This is a genomic window from Metabacillus sp. YM-086, assembly GCF_048059995.1.
GTDB lineage: Bacteria > Bacillota > Bacilli > Bacillales > Bacillaceae > Metabacillus > Metabacillus litoralis_B.
On sequence record NZ_JBLUOI010000010.1, the window covers coordinates 95865 to 113218 of the forward strand.

Annotated in this window: 18 protein-coding genes; 4 read left to right on the forward strand and 14 right to left on the reverse strand. The window is 33.5% G+C overall.

Annotated elements, in window-relative coordinates; all coding sequences use genetic code 11:
* Positions 1 to 66 precede the first annotated feature (66 nt).
* Positions 67 to 630, forward strand: a complete 564-nt coding sequence (locus ACEWK1_RS06855; protein ID WP_121663745.1) for a hypothetical protein — start codon at positions 67 to 69, stop codon at positions 628 to 630.
* A gap of 200 nt (positions 631 to 830) precedes the next feature.
* Here the strand turns inward: ACEWK1_RS06855 and ACEWK1_RS06860 are convergent, their stop codons facing one another.
* The 8 genes from ACEWK1_RS06860 to ACEWK1_RS06895 form a co-directional block, all read right to left on the reverse strand.
* Positions 831 to 992, reverse strand: a complete 162-nt coding sequence (locus tag ACEWK1_RS06860; RefSeq protein ID WP_212135573.1) for a hypothetical protein — start codon at positions 990 to 992, stop codon at positions 831 to 833.
* Positions 993 to 1078: 86 nt separating this feature from the next.
* Complete coding sequence (locus tag ACEWK1_RS06865) at positions 1079 to 1573, reverse strand: hypothetical protein (RefSeq protein ID WP_212135571.1); 495 nt, start codon at positions 1571 to 1573, stop codon at positions 1079 to 1081.
* A gap of 110 nt (positions 1574 to 1683) precedes the next feature.
* Positions 1684 to 2328 (reverse strand): DUF4352 domain-containing protein, encoded by a 645-nt coding sequence (locus tag ACEWK1_RS06870; protein ID WP_212135569.1) that lies wholly within the window; start codon positions 2326 to 2328, stop codon positions 1684 to 1686.
* Positions 2329 to 2625: 297 nt separating this feature from the next.
* The gene (locus tag ACEWK1_RS06875) at positions 2626 to 3852 is read right to left on the reverse strand and encodes a hypothetical protein (RefSeq protein WP_212135567.1); all 1227 of its coding nucleotides are present in this window, start codon (positions 3850 to 3852) and stop codon (positions 2626 to 2628) included.
* A gap of 409 nt (positions 3853 to 4261) precedes the next feature.
* Positions 4262 to 4933 carry a hypothetical protein gene (locus tag ACEWK1_RS06880; protein ID WP_212135565.1) on the reverse strand — a complete coding sequence of 224 codons (672 nt, stop codon included), beginning with the start codon at positions 4931 to 4933 and terminating at the stop codon, positions 4262 to 4264.
* A gap of 55 nt (positions 4934 to 4988) precedes the next feature.
* Positions 4989 to 5996, reverse strand: coding sequence for a PIN domain-containing protein (locus tag ACEWK1_RS06885; RefSeq protein ID WP_212135563.1), 1008 nt, complete (start codon positions 5994 to 5996; stop codon positions 4989 to 4991).
* 173 nt (positions 5997 to 6169) lie between these two features.
* Entirely contained in the window at positions 6170 to 6814 is a 645-nt protein-coding gene (locus ACEWK1_RS06890) for a DUF4352 domain-containing protein (protein WP_212135561.1), read from the reverse strand.
* Positions 6815 to 7272: 458 nt separating this feature from the next.
* Positions 7273 to 7974, reverse strand: coding sequence for a lecithin retinol acyltransferase family protein (locus ACEWK1_RS06895; RefSeq protein WP_212135560.1), 702 nt, complete (start codon positions 7972 to 7974; stop codon positions 7273 to 7275).
* A 406-nt stretch (positions 7975 to 8380) separates the two neighbouring features.
* Here ACEWK1_RS06895 and ACEWK1_RS06900 point away from each other — a divergent pair, with 406 nt between their 5' ends.
* Positions 8381 to 8842 carry an SMI1/KNR4 family protein gene (locus ACEWK1_RS06900; protein WP_212135559.1) on the forward strand — a complete coding sequence of 154 codons (462 nt, stop codon included), beginning with the start codon at positions 8381 to 8383 and terminating at the stop codon, positions 8840 to 8842.
* 174 nt (positions 8843 to 9016) lie between these two features.
* Here the strand turns inward: ACEWK1_RS06900 and ACEWK1_RS06905 are convergent, their stop codons facing one another.
* The 4 genes from ACEWK1_RS06905 to ACEWK1_RS06920 form a co-directional block, all read right to left on the reverse strand.
* Positions 9017 to 10609 (reverse strand): hypothetical protein, encoded by a 1593-nt coding sequence (locus ACEWK1_RS06905; RefSeq protein ID WP_212135558.1) that lies wholly within the window; start codon positions 10607 to 10609, stop codon positions 9017 to 9019.
* Positions 10610 to 10743: 134 nt separating this feature from the next.
* Positions 10744 to 11595, reverse strand: coding sequence for a methyl-accepting chemotaxis protein (locus ACEWK1_RS06910; protein WP_212135557.1), 852 nt, complete (start codon positions 11593 to 11595; stop codon positions 10744 to 10746).
* A gap of 219 nt (positions 11596 to 11814) precedes the next feature.
* Positions 11815 to 12660, reverse strand: a complete 846-nt coding sequence (locus tag ACEWK1_RS06915; protein WP_212135556.1) for a GIY-YIG nuclease family protein — start codon at positions 12658 to 12660, stop codon at positions 11815 to 11817.
* Between the two features lie 95 nt (positions 12661 to 12755).
* A complete protein-coding gene (locus ACEWK1_RS06920) occupies positions 12756 to 12986 on the reverse strand; it encodes a hypothetical protein (protein ID WP_212135555.1) in 231 nt (76 codons plus the stop codon).
* Positions 12987 to 13321: 335 nt separating this feature from the next.
* On the opposite strand from ACEWK1_RS06920, the gene ACEWK1_RS06925 reads away from it, so the two are divergent.
* The gene (locus tag ACEWK1_RS06925) at positions 13322 to 14248 is read left to right on the forward strand and encodes a hypothetical protein (protein ID WP_212135554.1); all 927 of its coding nucleotides are present in this window, start codon (positions 13322 to 13324) and stop codon (positions 14246 to 14248) included.
* A 329-nt stretch (positions 14249 to 14577) separates the two neighbouring features.
* Here ACEWK1_RS06925 and ACEWK1_RS06930 read toward each other — a convergent pair whose 3' ends face one another.
* Positions 14578 to 15381 carry a GIY-YIG nuclease family protein gene (locus ACEWK1_RS06930; RefSeq protein WP_212135552.1) on the reverse strand — a complete coding sequence of 268 codons (804 nt, stop codon included), beginning with the start codon at positions 15379 to 15381 and terminating at the stop codon, positions 14578 to 14580.
* Positions 15382 to 15531: 150 nt separating this feature from the next.
* On the opposite strand from ACEWK1_RS06930, the gene ACEWK1_RS06935 reads away from it, so the two are divergent.
* Positions 15532 to 16170 carry a hypothetical protein gene (locus ACEWK1_RS06935; RefSeq protein WP_212135550.1) on the forward strand — a complete coding sequence of 213 codons (639 nt, stop codon included), beginning with the start codon at positions 15532 to 15534 and terminating at the stop codon, positions 16168 to 16170.
* Between the two features lie 199 nt (positions 16171 to 16369).
* On the opposite strand, the gene ACEWK1_RS06940 is transcribed toward ACEWK1_RS06935, so the two are convergent.
* Positions 16370 to 17173: a hypothetical protein gene (locus ACEWK1_RS06940; RefSeq protein ID WP_212135548.1), complete on the reverse strand. Its 804-nt coding sequence runs from the start codon at positions 17171 to 17173 to the stop codon at positions 16370 to 16372.
* Positions 17174 to 17354 lie beyond the last annotated feature (181 nt).

A 17354-nucleotide genomic window follows, 5' to 3' on the forward strand; every position in this document is an offset into this window, starting at 1 on the left:
GAAATCTGTTAGGTTTTTTTATTTAGTTTTTTTTAAGTATTACAATTGATTGGAGAGAAGATTTATATGGCATCAAAAGATGAACTATTATCAGAAATTCAACATTATAAGGAGGTAGTTACACAATATACTAAGCTCCACACAGAGTATCAAGATTACTACGTAAATCCTATGATTGGAATTAGTATCAAATCAAGAATCTTTATTATATTTATAAGTTACTTTATTCTTGCATTTACCTCATTAGATGATGGTTTGAAAGCAATTATTCTATTTGGTTTAATTTATTTGTTGTTTATTGCACCAAAATTAAGTGTAAAAAGAAGAGTGAAAAAGAATAAAACGAGGATTAACGAATTACAAAGGCTCATGAATGAAATTGAAGAGGATATTAACCCTATACATATCCCGAAAACATATATTAATTATTATGCGTTAACAAAGTTAGAATCCTACTTAATTAATAAAAGAGCAGATTCTTTAAAAGAGGCTTTAAATTTATTTGAACAAGAAAAACGCCATGATCAACAAATGAAAGAAATTAATATCGTTCAGCAAATGCAAGAGATAAATCTTAGAAAGTCTAACGAAGCTGCAACATTAGGTTGGATAAATTTATTAAGAAGATAAAGGAATAGAAATATATAGCTGTTTCGGACAGATTCTTTGTCCAGGCTTTATTCAATTTGCATATTCACATTTCCTTATTACATAAGTAGCCCTGTCTCAATAGAGTCAGAGCTATTTGTATTTATTTGATTTCTATAGGATTCTTATTAGATTCCACCATTTCCAAACCAAACAGTATGTTAGTAACCTATTCACTATGTTCATCTATCAAATTTAACATGAGCTGCTTGATCTACAAAATAACCTCCACCAACTTGATACATTCCATATTCCACAGAATATACCCTTGCTGTTTGTCTTGGATTAAACTTTTTATATAAAGACCCTGATGGAGAAAAATTTATATAGTATAGTTCTTTCATTCACTACACCAAAAGATCTCTCGCTATACAACGAAAGATCTTTTCAGAGTTTTTACAATTAGTAATATTTATTTAAGAGTAACAAATTAATAGTGATCATTAAAATCATTAGACATATCATGCAAATCATCCTGAAAACGACCTAATTGTTCATCTTCCATTTGGTCAGCTAAGCCATAACTGCTTCCTCCAGAGCTTGAACTAGAACTTGAACTACTGCTAGAATATCCAGAAGAATTACCTTCATCTCCTGTCACAAAAGCTTCAATTGGGGAAACAAGTGTCATGATAACGATAATATGATCCGCAAAACTTTCTCCAGCGATTAGCTTATAAAATGCACAACCCACGAATAATCCAGTTATGACGAGACCTCTTATCCATTTTCGCTTATAAAATTGCCCTGCTCCCACAAATAGCAATGAGGAATAAAAGGAAATCGAATCTTTTCTCCTTTTCCCTCCAAAACGAAATAAAAGAATGCATACAATCATTGTGGCAAACATCGTCATCATACCAGCTTCTGAAGAAGACATGCCTAATGTGTTTTTTATCCAATTTCCTGCAAACATAGAACCCATACGCTTCCTCCTTCTTATGCGCTAATTGTGATGCCTCATCAATAAAGCATAGTTTGATATTTAAAGTACACCTGACTCTGAGACAAGGGACCTGTCCCTCCGTCCCTTCTTTATTCTACTGGCAATGGTACTTCAACAACCATTGGGTCCCTGAGATTTTGACCAGCAACTTCTGTTATTCTTAAGGTTAAACTTACGTCTTCTTTCGGAGCAATCATCACCTGATTACCCTCTGCATATCCACCAGGTATGACATCAGATCCATCTTCTAATAGATTTTGTATATTTGTACCATGGATATTGCCGCTCTTTACTTCTCCATTAGGTGTAATGATGTCAAATGAAACCATAACCATGCTAGAAATTTCCTCATCAGAGTTGTTTGTTAATTTTGCATTAAGAATAGCATATCCATCTTCTGAATCAGTTGGAGTTGAAGCTTTAACAAAACCAGTTAAAAATTTTCGATAAATTCCATCCACTTTATAATAATGGTTTAACGTAACCTCGTAATCACCTACAGTGACTGTTTTATTAATTTCAATAGATTCCCCATCCTTTGGTCCATTGATCTTATCAATTTCTTCACTAGTTAAAGCATTTAATTCTTCTTGTTCCATTTTTGAGGGATCCAATTGTTTTGATACTACCTCACTATCGTTGGTGGACTCTGATGTTTGACTATTTTCTGATTGTGTACAACCTACTAAAACAAGTAGTAATAATACCGTCAGGATTGTTATTGCTTTTTTCATAGTTACCTCCACACTTTTAATCTATGTGCCTTGCAATTAAACTCTTTGAATGAAGGCCATATTTAATGAGAAAACAAAGAAGGATCGTTTGTCTATCACCCTTCCGATTTCTTAATAATTGAATGAGCTAACGTTTAGGGTGAATCATTTAAAACTCATATTACATATTTCATTAGTAGCTGAGCATTTTGATGAGATAGAGAAAAAGCCAACCAATAAAAGTTGGCTTTTCTGTCAATAAGCATTCTTCTTGTCAGCAATTTTAAACTGGGACAAGGAACCTGTCCCCTCGTCCCATTAACGATCAAGCTGAATATTGGTGTCAGGAATTACATAATATCCTCCACCAACTTGGTATTTACCGTCTTCCATGCCATACACTCTTACTGTTTGTCTGGCTTGGAACCTTTTGAAGAAATCACCCTCTGGTGTATAGACATACATGTAAAAGCTCTTTGCCCATACATGTCCATAGTAGTAGAGTGTATCCTTGCCACTTCCTTTGAGAACATAGTAACCTGCGCCTACTTGATAGCGATCATCTTCTATTTCGTAAACCTTTAAGCCCTCACCTTTTTTCAACTTACGATGAACTTTACCGTTAGGATTGTATAGAGCCATACCTTCTTTTTGAATTAAAACACGCCCAATCCAAGGGTATTCATTAGAAGCTTTTGTTTCTTTAACATTTATTTCTACTTCATAAGGGAAGCTTGGTAAAGCATGATTTATGTGTTCACTCACTTCTAAGAAATAAGTTCCCGCTTTAAGAGTTACCTCATTCACCAAATCTTTACCATCCACCGGTATCTCGGTTAAATAGTCAATAAAAACTTGTTTACCTGACGAGTCATAGACTCTGAGATTCCCATAACTGGTTGGGTATTTTCCATGATTGATAATGATTGTACTGTCTTTGGTAAGAGTGAATCTATATGTATCACCATCATCCGTTCTAGGATGTGATACAAAGAATCCCTTATAACGCTTATTGAATTCCATTTCTGTTGCTATATTCCAAGTGTCATTATCTTCTTTTTCGAAATAATCACCCTCTTCAAATGTTACACTAAAGTTAAAAGTTTCATTAGGATCAAATGTCCCACCTGATATTTCCAAATAATATGTACCGGCTGGCAAACCTACTTGCCCTGTCTCATCTTCCATAACACTAGGATTAGAAACGTAGTGTAAATACTCATTATTAACCTTACCGTTTGTTAACAGGACAGAAACTGTTCCTCCAACGAACTTACTGTCTACCTTTACTGTCACTAATCCGCTTGAAGGTATTTCAATTTTATAAATATCATTACCATCAGTAGCATATTTATCATCAGCAAATGTAGATTCATATTCTTTGTTAAGCTCAATTGGTGTAGCTGCAGAATATAAGTCGTTAGGCTCATCGCTAATCGGTGTTGCTGATTGTACTTCTGCCGCTTGAATCTCTAGTGTTTTTGGTGAAAATGTTATCAATAATACAGTCGTCATTATACCTATTAATAGAACTATTTTTCTCATTCTTTCTTCCCCCTGAACATTTATTTACAATTTTACATCTTACTATAATAGTAGTTATTGTGTGTGCTTTCGACAAAATTTGTCATTTTCCAATCTAGGAAACGCTCAAATATTACTATAGATATCAATCCCAGTTAAATGACTCAATAAACCTCACACTCTTCCAATCCTTCCTCCCACCAAACACAAACACTTTACTCTTCCTTTACAAGTATAATTATCTTGTAACTTACTAATTTATTCTGTGTCATATCTAACAATAAAATTGTTAATTTGATCACATTTTCCGGATAACAGTTCTTTTGGTTTCAAGAGAAAGGTATTTTTGTCAGGGACAAGGAACCTGTCCCTAAGTACATTTTGATTTTAACAAGAACTCCGGGACAAGGAACCTGTCCCTCCGTCCCGCTTATATCCCTCCGTCCCGCTTATATAGTTTGCGAGTTTTCACATAGTCTTGTTCGTAGGTGGTTTGTCCAATTTGTTTTGAGAATTCATCACAATAGTCTTCAATTTCGTCTCCGAAGAGTCTTCTTTCAAAGTTATATCTTATGTTATGTCCGATTTCATGTCCTAGGGAGAATAGTAACTCATCGCGTGCCTCTTCTTTGGTAATTAACCAATAGTAGTTCTTTTCTACATCAGTATAAAACCTGTACATATTCTCTTCAGGATCTCTTTCTAGTGGATAGACCCTTATGACTGCTCCGATACTTGAACGATCATCGTTATCTGGAGTATAAGAAGCAAAAATCTGATAAGGATATTCTTCGGGTCGATCTTCGAATGATATTTCTTCAATTCCGACTAAAGCTGTAGAATGTTTTTCTTCAGCCCTCCTTAGTAATTCATTTACCTCTTCACGAGAGATAGGAACATCGTAGTTTTCACTTCTAAAGGTTTCCCTATAAAATTTTATCTCCTTCAATCCCTTATTTTTGTAGATTTGATCAAAGTACTTTTTCGATTTCCTTAATGATGGGCCTTTACTAAGAGCACTCATTACTAAAATGAACGTAAAAGCAATTAGAAAAAGGGCAAAAACGACAATTAATGAGATGAACAGAATAGTAGATAACATGATTCCCTCCTGTAAAAACTCTTACTTTAACTAGATTAAGGTTCAATTAGTATCATTATGCTTCTCTTCCTAAATTTGTATCAAATAATGTCACAACATCCATTCCCCGTGAGGCAGCTTTATTTAGGGCAATTCGATCTTCATTAAAGAACATTATTTTTGGCTTTTTGAATATGGATAATTTCCTTTTTCTCAGAGTTTCTAATTGATAGAGATAATGACAAAGAATCACATCATCATTAACTCTCGGTTTCAAATTTTTAGAAAGAACGTACTTGTTGAAATCCTCTGTTGAGTCTTGTCCAACATACTGAATTTTCCCTTTTTCATTTAATCTGGTTAAATAAGCAGTTGCTTTTTGAACTTTGTAGTAGGTATCTCCTTGTTTCAGATCTTCTAATTCATCAAGAATTAAGGTAGACACCCAAATGCTTTTATTCTTCATTTTCAATAGTTTATCTAATAACTTCTCATCATTTCTTACAATCTCCATGAAGAAGTTAGTATCCATACAAATGGAATATCCATTTTTCATACAATAATCTAATGAATAATGAAACGCTTGAATTCCCTTTTCTCTTGTATAAGTATTTTTTTGCGTTCCTTTCAACCAAGATAAAACGGATTTTTTACGTCTTGCTTCCCTTAGCATTTGTGTATCTCGGTTAATGCTATCAATCGTATCTTGCTTATACTTCAAAAACTCCTTATGCTCTGCTCTCATTCTTAAATCTGCTAAATATAGGGCTGCTCCGACTGAATATAGGAGATTTATTGTGAAAATAAATGTAGCTGTATTCCTTTCGATCATTTCTCGAAAGAAACTGTCAGGCATTATTTCATAGAAAAAGTAGATAACAAAAGCAAAAGGAAACGTTCCTAAAATTGATAAAAACCCCGTTTTGTATCTTCTTATTAAAATGTCACCTAGTCCAATAAATGCCATATTCAAAAGCGTTGGAATTGTATTGAGTTTTCCAATCAATTTTCCTATTAAAAATGAAACAATTAAGGCAATAACAAGAATCATAACTAGATGTTGAAGTTGATAATATAGTAACATTGTAATCCTCCTTTTAATGACTATTGTACTAGAAAATTACTAACATTCATTAGCTTCATTATAAGTACCTATTGTATTTAACACGTTGTAGGGTGAATTCGTTGATTCCTTTAAATCCATCACGATTAAATATGATCTTGCCTCTATGACTTCATATCAAAGAGGCAACCTTATTATTCCACTGGCAACGGAATCTCAGCTACCGCATCCTCGCCATTATCGGTAAAGATTTGCTTAACTCTTAACGTTAAGTTCGGTTTGTCCTTAGGTGTAATAAATACGATATTTCCTTCTTTAAAACCACCATCAATAACACTTGAGCCATTATTAAACGGATTTTTAATATTTGTTCCAGAAATCCCTCCGCTTTTTACCTCACCATTAGGTGTAATCACATCAAATGATACTGTGCTAAGCTGTTCTTCTCCGGAATGGTTTGTTACCTTTACATTTAGAACCCCATAGCCCTCGTCATTGCTGCTTGGTTTCTGAGCAAATACATAACCAGTTAAAGATGATTTTGTATAAATACCATTTAACGTATAGTAATAATGGTTTAGCTGCACCTCATAGTCTCCGACCGTGACCGTTTTATTGATTTCAATCGGGTTTCCATTCTCCGGCCCATTCATCACATCAATTTCTTCCTCACTTAAAGTGTTTAGTTCCTCTTGCGTCATGTTCTTAGGATCTAACTCTTTATGTACTTCTTCAGTTTTCACTTGTGGAGATGAAATCTCTTCTTTAGCAGAACAACCAATTAGGCTTGATAAAATAATAGTGAATAGAAAGAATGTCTTTAAAAATCTAGGTTTCATGTTTTAGCCCTCCATTGTAGGTAATAAATAAAATTTTTATCAAAGCTTCTACTAGTTTAGAATTGAGAACACAAAAAAATCTCCTCCTTTAATGTTTGATAAAGAATGAAATATACAGAGACACAAACCACACAATTAAATAAGCCCTTGTTATAAGGTGCTAAAAAAGCTTATAAATTTGTGATTCGTAAAAAAAACTGTATATTTTCTCTTTATCTCTTCTTAAAGAAAGAGATTCGTATATAAAGATATAAAACTTCAAAATCTAGTATATAAAGCGTATATAAATCTAAAATGTATATTATGTTAGTATTTTACTATAAAGGATAAATTGTGTAAATACTTAATTCACATCCTAAGAATGCTAGAACGGAAATGATAATACAAAAAAGGAAACCTTAAAGCTATTATTAAATGAACTTTCCGTTGTAATATTTTCAAGCTGGAGGTCCTCGTCTTTAAATTGTTTTAATTGTTTTTGTATTCAGCTTTATAAACGATTCTACCTGGTGACTTTGATGAACACCTGTTTTACACCATATAGCAAAGTGTTCACAGTTATTTACAACGAGATTATATTCTTTTTGCCCTAAACATTTTCTTGCATTTTGTATGGTTTCTTCATTTGTATTTAAAGGTCTTTTTTTGATCAGCGTGTATAGCTCTAAAAATAAGTTTACATTTTTAATGAGATCATACATCGGGTCTGCTTGCCTTACCATTGTTTTAACTGATCCATTTTTGATATCTGAAACTGTAATAGGAGAATTTTTGATAGACGAATGTGCATACTCACAGTTCAAGATGAAAAAACGATCGGATTCCCTTAGAAAATGGTTCATATCAGTTTCCATGATTTCGTTATTTTTCATGTCGATATCCGAATCTTTAGAGGTAAAGTGAATCACTCTATCATTACCTATGTATACCCCATAATGTTCAAACGGAACTCCATGCTTCGTTTTCCGTTTAACCCCTATAACATCTCCAGCTTCTAGCATTCTATTTTTCTGTTTGTATTTTATGTAACTCTTAACACTTTCCTCAGCCGCTTTTGTCCCAATTATACTAATTCCTGTTTTAATTAAAACAGAAGAAATTGAAGGGCCTTTCTTAAGAACGGTATCAATAGCTATCTTAGTCAGAAATGAAGGCAACAAATCGAATTCTCCTTATCAGTTTAAAATAAAATATTTGTGTTATAAATTCTAAAAATAGTAAAATTTACTCATATACCTATATCCTATCATTTTTTCACTTTGCTAAGATATATTAATCTGTAAAAATGCCTTATCTATGTTGAACTTTCCTTATCATCTTCTGCTCAAAAGAAAAGCATATATAACCTGATGAAGCAAAAGAATGGGTTTCGTTCTATTATAAAAGATCTTATTAGGATGAACCTAAAGAGAAACAAGCAAAAAGTTTGGGAATGCTAGATTTATGTATAAGGAAGCCCATTGTTTCGTACACTAGAAATTGATTTTGGATATGCGGAAAAAAATATATAATTAGGGATATGATTATATAAATGGGACAAGGAACCTGTCCCTGTGAGGTGATCAAGTGAGAAACAGTATTTGGCAAGAAGATGATGAGTACTACAGGTTAGAGCCATTAACAGATGCGATGGTAAAAGAGGCAGAGGATAAGCTTAATATTAAGCTACCGCACTCATATATTAATATCTTAAAAGAGCAGAATGGAGGATATATTAAGTTTGATTCTTTTCCTTGTTCTACTCCAACATCCTGGGCTGATGATCATGTAAATGTGGATCATATTTTTGGGATTGGTAAAGAAAACAGTATATTAGACAGTGAGTATTTAATAAATGAATGGGATCTGCCGACCAATATTGTACTGATCTCTGGAAGTGGGCATTCATGGATTGCTCTTGATTACAGAGAAACGAGAGAAAATCCTCCTGTTATTTTCATTGATGTTGATGATGAAAAGATTATTGAATTAGCTGCTAGTTTTGATTTGTTTTTAGATGGGTTGATGATTTGGGAAGGTGAAGTCTGAAAGTTAATGAGTGTATTGTGTTGAGGAACAGGAAAAGCCAACTGCTAGAGTTGGCTTTTTTGTAGTAAGATTTTAAGTTAATTCATCTCAATCAAGAGTTTAGTTTTCCCAGATAAACATTCTCCTAGTGAGCAAATTTAGTCTGGGACAAGGAACCTGTCCCCTAGTTCTTCCCTAGTTTTTCATATACGAAACCTGATTTTTGTTGTCGATGATGTAGTAGCCGCCACCGACTTGGAATTTGTTGCCGTCGATGGAGTAGACTCTGTAGGATTCACCTTTTTTTAGGGTTTTGTGGATTTCGCCTGATGGTGCGTATAGTTTTGTGTCTTGTAGCATGGATACGAATCCTACGTAGAATGCTACGTTGCGGTCGTTTTTGATATAGTAACCGCCGCCGACGTCAAATTCATAATCATCATAGTTATATACCCTAATTAACTCATTTGTTTTTACTTTACGATATGGTTTACCATCCGGAGAATAGAGGGTTGTTTCATTGCGTATAACTAATCTACCAATCAGAAGGCCCATTTTGTTCTTTTCATGTCTAACATAATAGCCGCCGCCAAGATGATAGTAGTTTCCTAATATACCAAATGTACGGTAATATTCTCCCTTTTTTAGTTGTTTATAAACTGTGTAGGATCCATTAGGTGCTCTTTTTAATAGCGGTACTGGCTGTTTAATATAAAGTCTGGCTATTGGATGATTATGATTGATAGATGTAAAATAAGGCCCATCATAGCTAGTAGGATTTTTGAGTTCCACAAGAGTAGAATAATAATCAAGATAATATCCACTATCATCTCTATATATAGAGATAAAACCATCTTTATAATGCAATATTTTCGTTACATTACCTGTTTTGATAGAATAAAGTAAATCATTATTTTCATACGAATATACATCAATACCACCATTAACATCTGCAGCATACATATGATCATCACTTGTATTGAATGCATAATCATTGTATCTTTTTCCTAAATCATCCTGAAATACCATATCCCCCATTTTCACCGAAGATGACCAAAAGACAATTCCGCTATTATTAAACATTCTAAGGCCATCCGGAGTGATTCTCATCTGATCTGTTAAAGGATAATCACCATGATAAGGCGAGTCATATTTTAAAAAAATTGTTCCTTTATTTATTTCAAGTGCGTTTAAATCACTAGGACTTATATGAGGTGTTATCGTATAGATTTTATTATTAACAGCATTATAAGAGATTGTTGACCGGTCATAAATTCTAGCAGTATTTTCATTATTCGGAACTTCTTGTCCATCTTTTAGTGAGTATACTTTCATTGCATTCCATTGCCCTGAACCTGGTGACACATATATAAAGCCATCCTTATCCACTGCGATATCGTACGGATCTGCCACAATATCAAATGTACGATCAAGCGTAAAAGAATTTATATCTACTAATGCAATTGCTCCCTTATAAGAACCGAAGTTATAGCTATCATGAGCCATTTTGTGCTGAATTAGAACCAGTTTATTTTGATATATTTCTAATTTAGTAGTTGGATATGGCAAATTTAGCGTCTTCATTTCTCCAGTTTTGTAATTAATAGAATAGACAGTATTGGCACCTTTTCGTGTTAAATAAATAATGGGCTTATCAGGATCCAGTACTGAATCCGCTGGTTCAAACCCCAGATAAACAGGTCCACTATTACCCGCCGCTTTTGCCTCATTCATTTGTATAAAAGGAATAATTAATAAAAAAACAAAAACACCCAAAAATCTCCTCAAATTCCTACCCCCCAAGTATTCTTAGGCTAAGTATAGCACCATGATAGGGACATAGGGACAGGTACCTTGTCCCTTGTGCTCCTACAAATAAGCTACCTTGAATCAGTAAGGAATTTGGGACACGGAACCTGTCCCTAAAGTTTCGAAGCATAGATATTTAGTTCTTTACTCATTTTTTCGATATCATCGATATATTTTGAGATTTCTTCTGTTGAGATTTCCTGTTCTTTCCCGACCGCTACTACCTTTTCTATAGATGAGGCCATATCATGCATAGATTTCTGAATATCTTTTATCGTCTCTCGGATCTTCTCAGCAGATGAACTAGTTTCATTTGATAGCTTTCTAATTTCTTTAGCGACTACGTCAAATCCCTTTCCCATCTCTCCTGCACGAGCTGCTTCAATTGAGGCGTTTAAGCCTAATAAATTACATTGATCTGCTATTTTCTTAATAAACGTGATAACATCATCTGTTTTTTTCATTTCTTCAGATGCTAGTTTAGATTGGTTTAACAGATGATGGCTAATATTTGATAACCCCTCTGCTCCCTTTTCTACTGTTTCAATTCTCTCGTTAGTTGAAACAACGGATGATACGATTTGATCCGAAATCTTCCTTAATTCTCTTTCATTATGCTCTTGCAGTTGAATGGCAATAGCCCCTATGACTTTCCCTTGATGAACAATAGGGTGTGCTAGTCCTGTAAAAGAAAAACCAAAGAACTCCGCTGGTACCTCTTCTTTAATAGATTTATTATTTCTAATACATTCTGCGAGCGGTTCACGAGGATTAATTTTGGTTCCTTTCCTCGCTCCTAGATCAATTTTGGGACTTGGATAATAGGCAAGCCATTCTTCCGTATTGCTTATTCCCATTGCAATATTGGGTAGCATTTTGGAGATGATAGATATAATTTTTATATAAGAATCTAGTTCATTAGAATGCTCATTAGTGTTGGTTTTGTTCATGATTGATGTTGCCATATGATGACCCCTCTCTTTTCTTAGTTATTATTATAAACGTTCATTTCTGTTGATACATTTTTTAATGTGTTTTTCTAAAACACAATTAAAAAGGAGAAGTGCATAGTAACACTTCTCCTAGTAACATCTTCATCAAGAGTGGCAGTTGAATATCTATTTTCATGATTTCTAGTTATAAAATAGCATTCTTCTATTCAGTCTGGGACAAGGAACCTGTCCCTAATTTTTGTTGTAACCAAACGGAATTGTCTGTAATTTCCGCTTAAAGGAATTTTCAATTTCAACTGCTTCTAATGCTGTGATGTCTTTGGGTAGAACTTTTAAGATAATATATTGGAAATTTAGATGTGCTGTTGGGTTCAGTGCATGTAACTCTTTAAATTTTTCATTTCCCCCATGAATGGTTGAGGCATACTCCTTCCAACGTCCGAGTAAACCATTTTTATTATAGGAAGAGCCGATATATATTTTGCCGTTTGAACGGTCCGTTATTGCATAAATCGCATTTATTGAACTTAAAGCGATATGCCAATTCGCATATGTTTGCTGATTATCGATGATTTGTTTTAATTCCTGATACGTTACTATGACATTTTCGTATCCTGGAAACACAACTTCACTTGTATTCACTAGCTGCGTAATAGGCTTTTCATTTGTTCCTTTTTGGTACCATTTCACAGCTGCCTTACCCCATTCAATAAATAACTTATTTTCATATGTCATTAAAGGGTCATCTTCAATTTCAAATAGGGGATGCATAATTTCATCTTTATATGACTCTAGTAAAAATGGTGAACACTGTGGAGATATACTTGGAGCCTCTCCGTGTCGTACTTCATATGACTTTAAATACTTTGCAGTTGTCCCTTCATCCGCAGAGAAAACAATTACTCTATCATATCCATCAAAAAAACCAGGAGATTGCTTTTGTGTATATTCCCTCAAGGATCCATCACGATAAGCATTAATAAATCGTTCATGCTTCATTGAATGACGGATAAGTAATGTTCTTGTTAAGTTGTATTGACAGCGTAGTAATAAATCTGATAAATAGAAATGAATCATACGTTACTCCTTTAGGTACATAGGGGTCTGGTCCCTTGGCCTAAACATAGGGTCAGGTACCTTGTCCCACTTTTTTTGTCTAAGAAAAGTTAATTCTACAGCTTTTCATTTGTTTCTTTATATTCAATATAACGTTGTAAAGCAAGGAGGTAATGATTTTTAGATTTTGGAAATTCTTTCTCGATAGCTGCTTTTAATATTGGAGTTATTTCATTTTCTCCCCTATATAACCCTCTATTAACAATGCCATTAAAACGACCGACATAATCTTCAGCAGAGCCTTCACCGATATTATATTCTTGCATTAGGAATTCTTTGAATTTCATTGTTCATCCCTCCTAGTTTCGTAATTATTATCCAACTAAACTATATCTACAAAATTCTACATTCCTTTTTAAAGTCCTTTTCCGATGTTAAAATCTTCGCAGAAATAACATCTAAACCTCATTGTATTTCGTTAATGAATATTATTTACTAGACCCCCATGGTTAAGTGAATTTAATTTGCTATTAACAAGAACCAAAACATTCCGCGATATTAATAGTCAATAATAAAATTTATTACTTTATTTATCCTTTATAGGAATATATTGACTATTATTACAGTACTATAGTAAATTTATTACGTGACTTTTATACTATTTCTATATGGGGAGGACAACATGAAAAGAATCATCGTAGCACTTTTATTTACCATTTTAGTTGGATCACTGCTTCCAGCTATATCAGAGGCTTCAACTGATGTGAACTACAACAATGCAGTAAAACAAGGTAATAGCCTTAGATTATTAACGATTTCGTTTAATGCATCTATTGATGATGGTGATATCGCTGTGATTGATAGTATGTATGATGATTTAAGTTCAGAAATTAAGAAAACAGAAAAAATGATTGGTAAAGTTTCAGGATCAAAGAATAGAAAAACACTTAACGAAAAATATGTAACACCTGCAAAAGTTGCAAGAGAACGAGTGATTTATGAAGTATCTCAATTTAGATTACTATTTGTAATAGAAGATTGGTTCCAAAAAAATGATTTTGAATCAATGGAAAAAGATTATGCAAAGCTTGAGCGATTAAAGAAGCGCTCTGTTGAGATTAAAAAGGCTGGTGGGTATAAGGCTCTACCTACATCAGTTAATAGTGAGTTAGATTCTTATGAGCAATGGATAAAAGAAAGATTCACGTTTACACCAATTGAACAAATGCCAGTTTTTCAGACGCATCAGGATGCATATACATACAGACTTAGCGAAGATCTTCAATTTAATTCAAACACAAGATATCTATATGATAATGGGTTGGCATTAATATGGAGATATTCTGTAGAGCATAGGGAAGTATATTGGTTAAATGGAAACTATGATACAATAAGCGGAAAAATTGTAATAGGGAAACAAAATGAGGGTGTGGATTGGGCTGGATCATTAAAGATTAAAGTAGATGGCTCCGAGGTTTATTATACAGACGTTCCTGCAACAATCACAGAACCTTGGGAATTTGATGTTGATTTAAGGGGAGCAAACCTTGTGGAAGTAACCCTTAAAGGATCTTATATTGCATTGACTGACACTAATTTCAATAGATAGGGACGTGGGGACCATAAAGTTCCCCATATCAGCAAGAAACTGTGGGACATGGAACCTGTCCCTTTGTCTCTCCCTTTGTCTCGCTTTTAAACACTTTAGTGATATGTAATTCAAGGAAAAACCTTATTTTATAGGTATTTAAGAAATATAAATAGGTAATTAGAAACCCTACCTACGACACTTTTCGACATAAATCGACAATGATATTATAAGGTTGTGTGTTTTACCTTTCGAGATGCAATTTATGCATCTCTTTTTTATATCCTTTAAATATCTATATCCGCTCTCCATATCTTAACTGTAACTATAATATATCTATCAATTCTCCATCAATTCCTATTCAACTGAATACCGTTATATGGTCCTACATTGACTGTTCCAAGAATTTGCTTCCACATGCCCTCTCGTTTAATGATGTCAGCACCTTCATAAAATTCTATAACCGAAAAAATGACTTCGTTATATCCCTTTTCCAATACAAATAGGTTAAGGTGATGAGCATCACCTAGAGAATTTAAATGGTTCACCCACCTCTCCAGTATCCCACCAGATCCATATGCACTTCCTATGTATCTACTTGTGCCATCCTCAGATCGCTGGATGTAAATACCTTTTTGTGATAGAACTTTCTTTATATAATTATCTTCTGAATTATCTTCCCAAATTTTAATTATCTCTTTCCACTTAAATGTCATGCCCATTACATCAATAATCGATGTATCGACATTCGGAAGTTCTAACCCTTCGAATCTAGACATTCGAGCTACCGAACTGCTTTCTTTACATATTTTAATAATGTCTTTATTCAATAAGAGATTTTTAATTTGACATGTTAATGAGTGATAGTCTGCTGTTTTAAACACAGTAAGGTACTTTTTGGTTGATCCTTGGAAACCCTCAATACTCCCAAGACTTTCTCTTAGATCATCCACCATATCTGTAGCATGATATATTCTAAAGTAAAAGTCATTTTCGGTACCAACTACCTCAAAAGCACGTATTTTATAAATGTTTGGCTTAACCCTGTAAGAAACATAAGGAGTTGTGCGATCTCTTTTGTCGTCCTTTTCCCTAATATCAAACAAATCTGATAATCCACTGTTATTATATAAATTAGCTAAAATATCAAACACTATTTTCCATTTCCCTTCCACAAAAATAAGGTAACTTGAAACTGGCAAATTATCTATTTTTAGTAGTTTTCTAAACTAATTATACAATAACATTGTTTTCCAATTTCAAAAAACATATATGTTACCGATATAAAAAAGGTGCTTTTATAAATGGCTAATTATAGGGAGGAAAATATGAATTTAAAGAATGGAATGCTTATAGTAGTTGTCATTATGATTCTTTCAGCATGCAATCAGGAAGACGCAGCATCTAGCTATGACATAAGCGAACAAAGTTACGAAGAATCAAGCAATAGTTATGACAGTGTTAGTGAAATCGATGAATCTTTAAGTGAAGGTTATAACGAAAGTGGAGAAGATTACTCAGCCGATGAATCCTTCCCTAACCAAGAAGCTATTTCTGATGATATGAATGGAATCACGTTTGATGAACTAAGAGATGCTGTTGTCAATCAAAATTCAGTACACACTTCTGATCCCCAAGAATACATATCTAAGTTTAATGCTTGCTTAAATATTTATGAAGATGCATTCAAATCAGTTCCTGACGTTAATAATGAAGAGATTAATTTTGAACAGTTAAGTGAGAACTTTGACCATTTCCAACGAGCTGTAGAATGTTATCAAAATGATGTGCCTTATTATGATTCTGGTGATGAATTGTTAGACCTTATAGTTACTTATGTGGATATGCAAAATAAGGTTGTAAATTATATTAGCTGGGGTAGAAGAATACAAGATAAAATGGCAGCCGGAGAAGATTACAGATTGAACTGGAACATTTTATGACTACTGTAAGCCAAATGGTAGAGAATAGGAATATTTTTATTAACCATTACACTTCTTTTATGGAATAAAATAAAAGAGGGTGTCCTAAAAGTATAGCTTTTGGGACACTTCTCTTTTTTGATTATATTAATACTAAAACTAGAGATACCCTTGGAGAGCAGTATTATCTAACAAAGTAATAGGTAAATCAGCTCCAATATTAATATAATTTGGGATTCTCTATAAATTCAATTCCTGCTAATTGATAACGATAAAATGGATTATGACCATCCCATCCTTCTTGCATACTGGTTGAAGGTAACGAGTCGTCTTCTTCCTTAGTCACAGTACAAGTGTAATAATATTTCATCAACACTTTATAAATTTCTTCATAAGTTAAATTTTCTTGGTATGCTTTATCAACCAGCATTTTCAAATAAAGGTTTTTAGGTACTATGTGTTCAAAGATTAATTTTTTCTTTTCCTTTTGCTGCAATACAAGCAAGGCTTGCGGAGTTATAAAGTCGGTCATACTATATTTCCCTTTATATAAGTCATTCTGACGATGATAGCTTTCTGTTAAAAAGTACAAATCATCTCCCAAACCTTTGGGACTTAAATGGTATTGCTTTAATCGTGGATCACTTATTTGGAGCTTTAGTTGAATGATTTCTTCTAAATGTTGACTTAAAAACTCGATAAATTCTACTCTTGAAAACTTACTTGTTATAGAAGATGAATATTGATTCTCCTTTGATGATTCCCTTTTAGCCCTTCCTAGCTCATCTATATCAAAACTGTATACTGAACCATTTGTATGTGTATAAAATTCGTTATCTTGTATTCCTTTATTAATTATTGTCCAAGGAAAACGCTCTCGACCTAGTTCCGATTTCATAAAATGAGCTGCCTTTTGAATTGACGGAAACTCTGCAAGAGGTTCGTTGTTTTTATATATGGTAACTCTTTTCATCTCTTTCACCTTATTTCTAGTAAAAAATTCTTTGCCACTTATCCTTCCCAACTATTTATCCACCCTATCATAGAATTATGAGGTTACGTATAGCCTTGTCGTTTTACCCAACATGGCATTATGGAAGTTCATTAAAACAATTTCGGAAACTCTTTGTAGAGTAGAAAACTGATTTCAAAAGGGATAGCTTACGCTATCTCTTTCTACTTTCAGCTCCCCCTCATCAAACCGT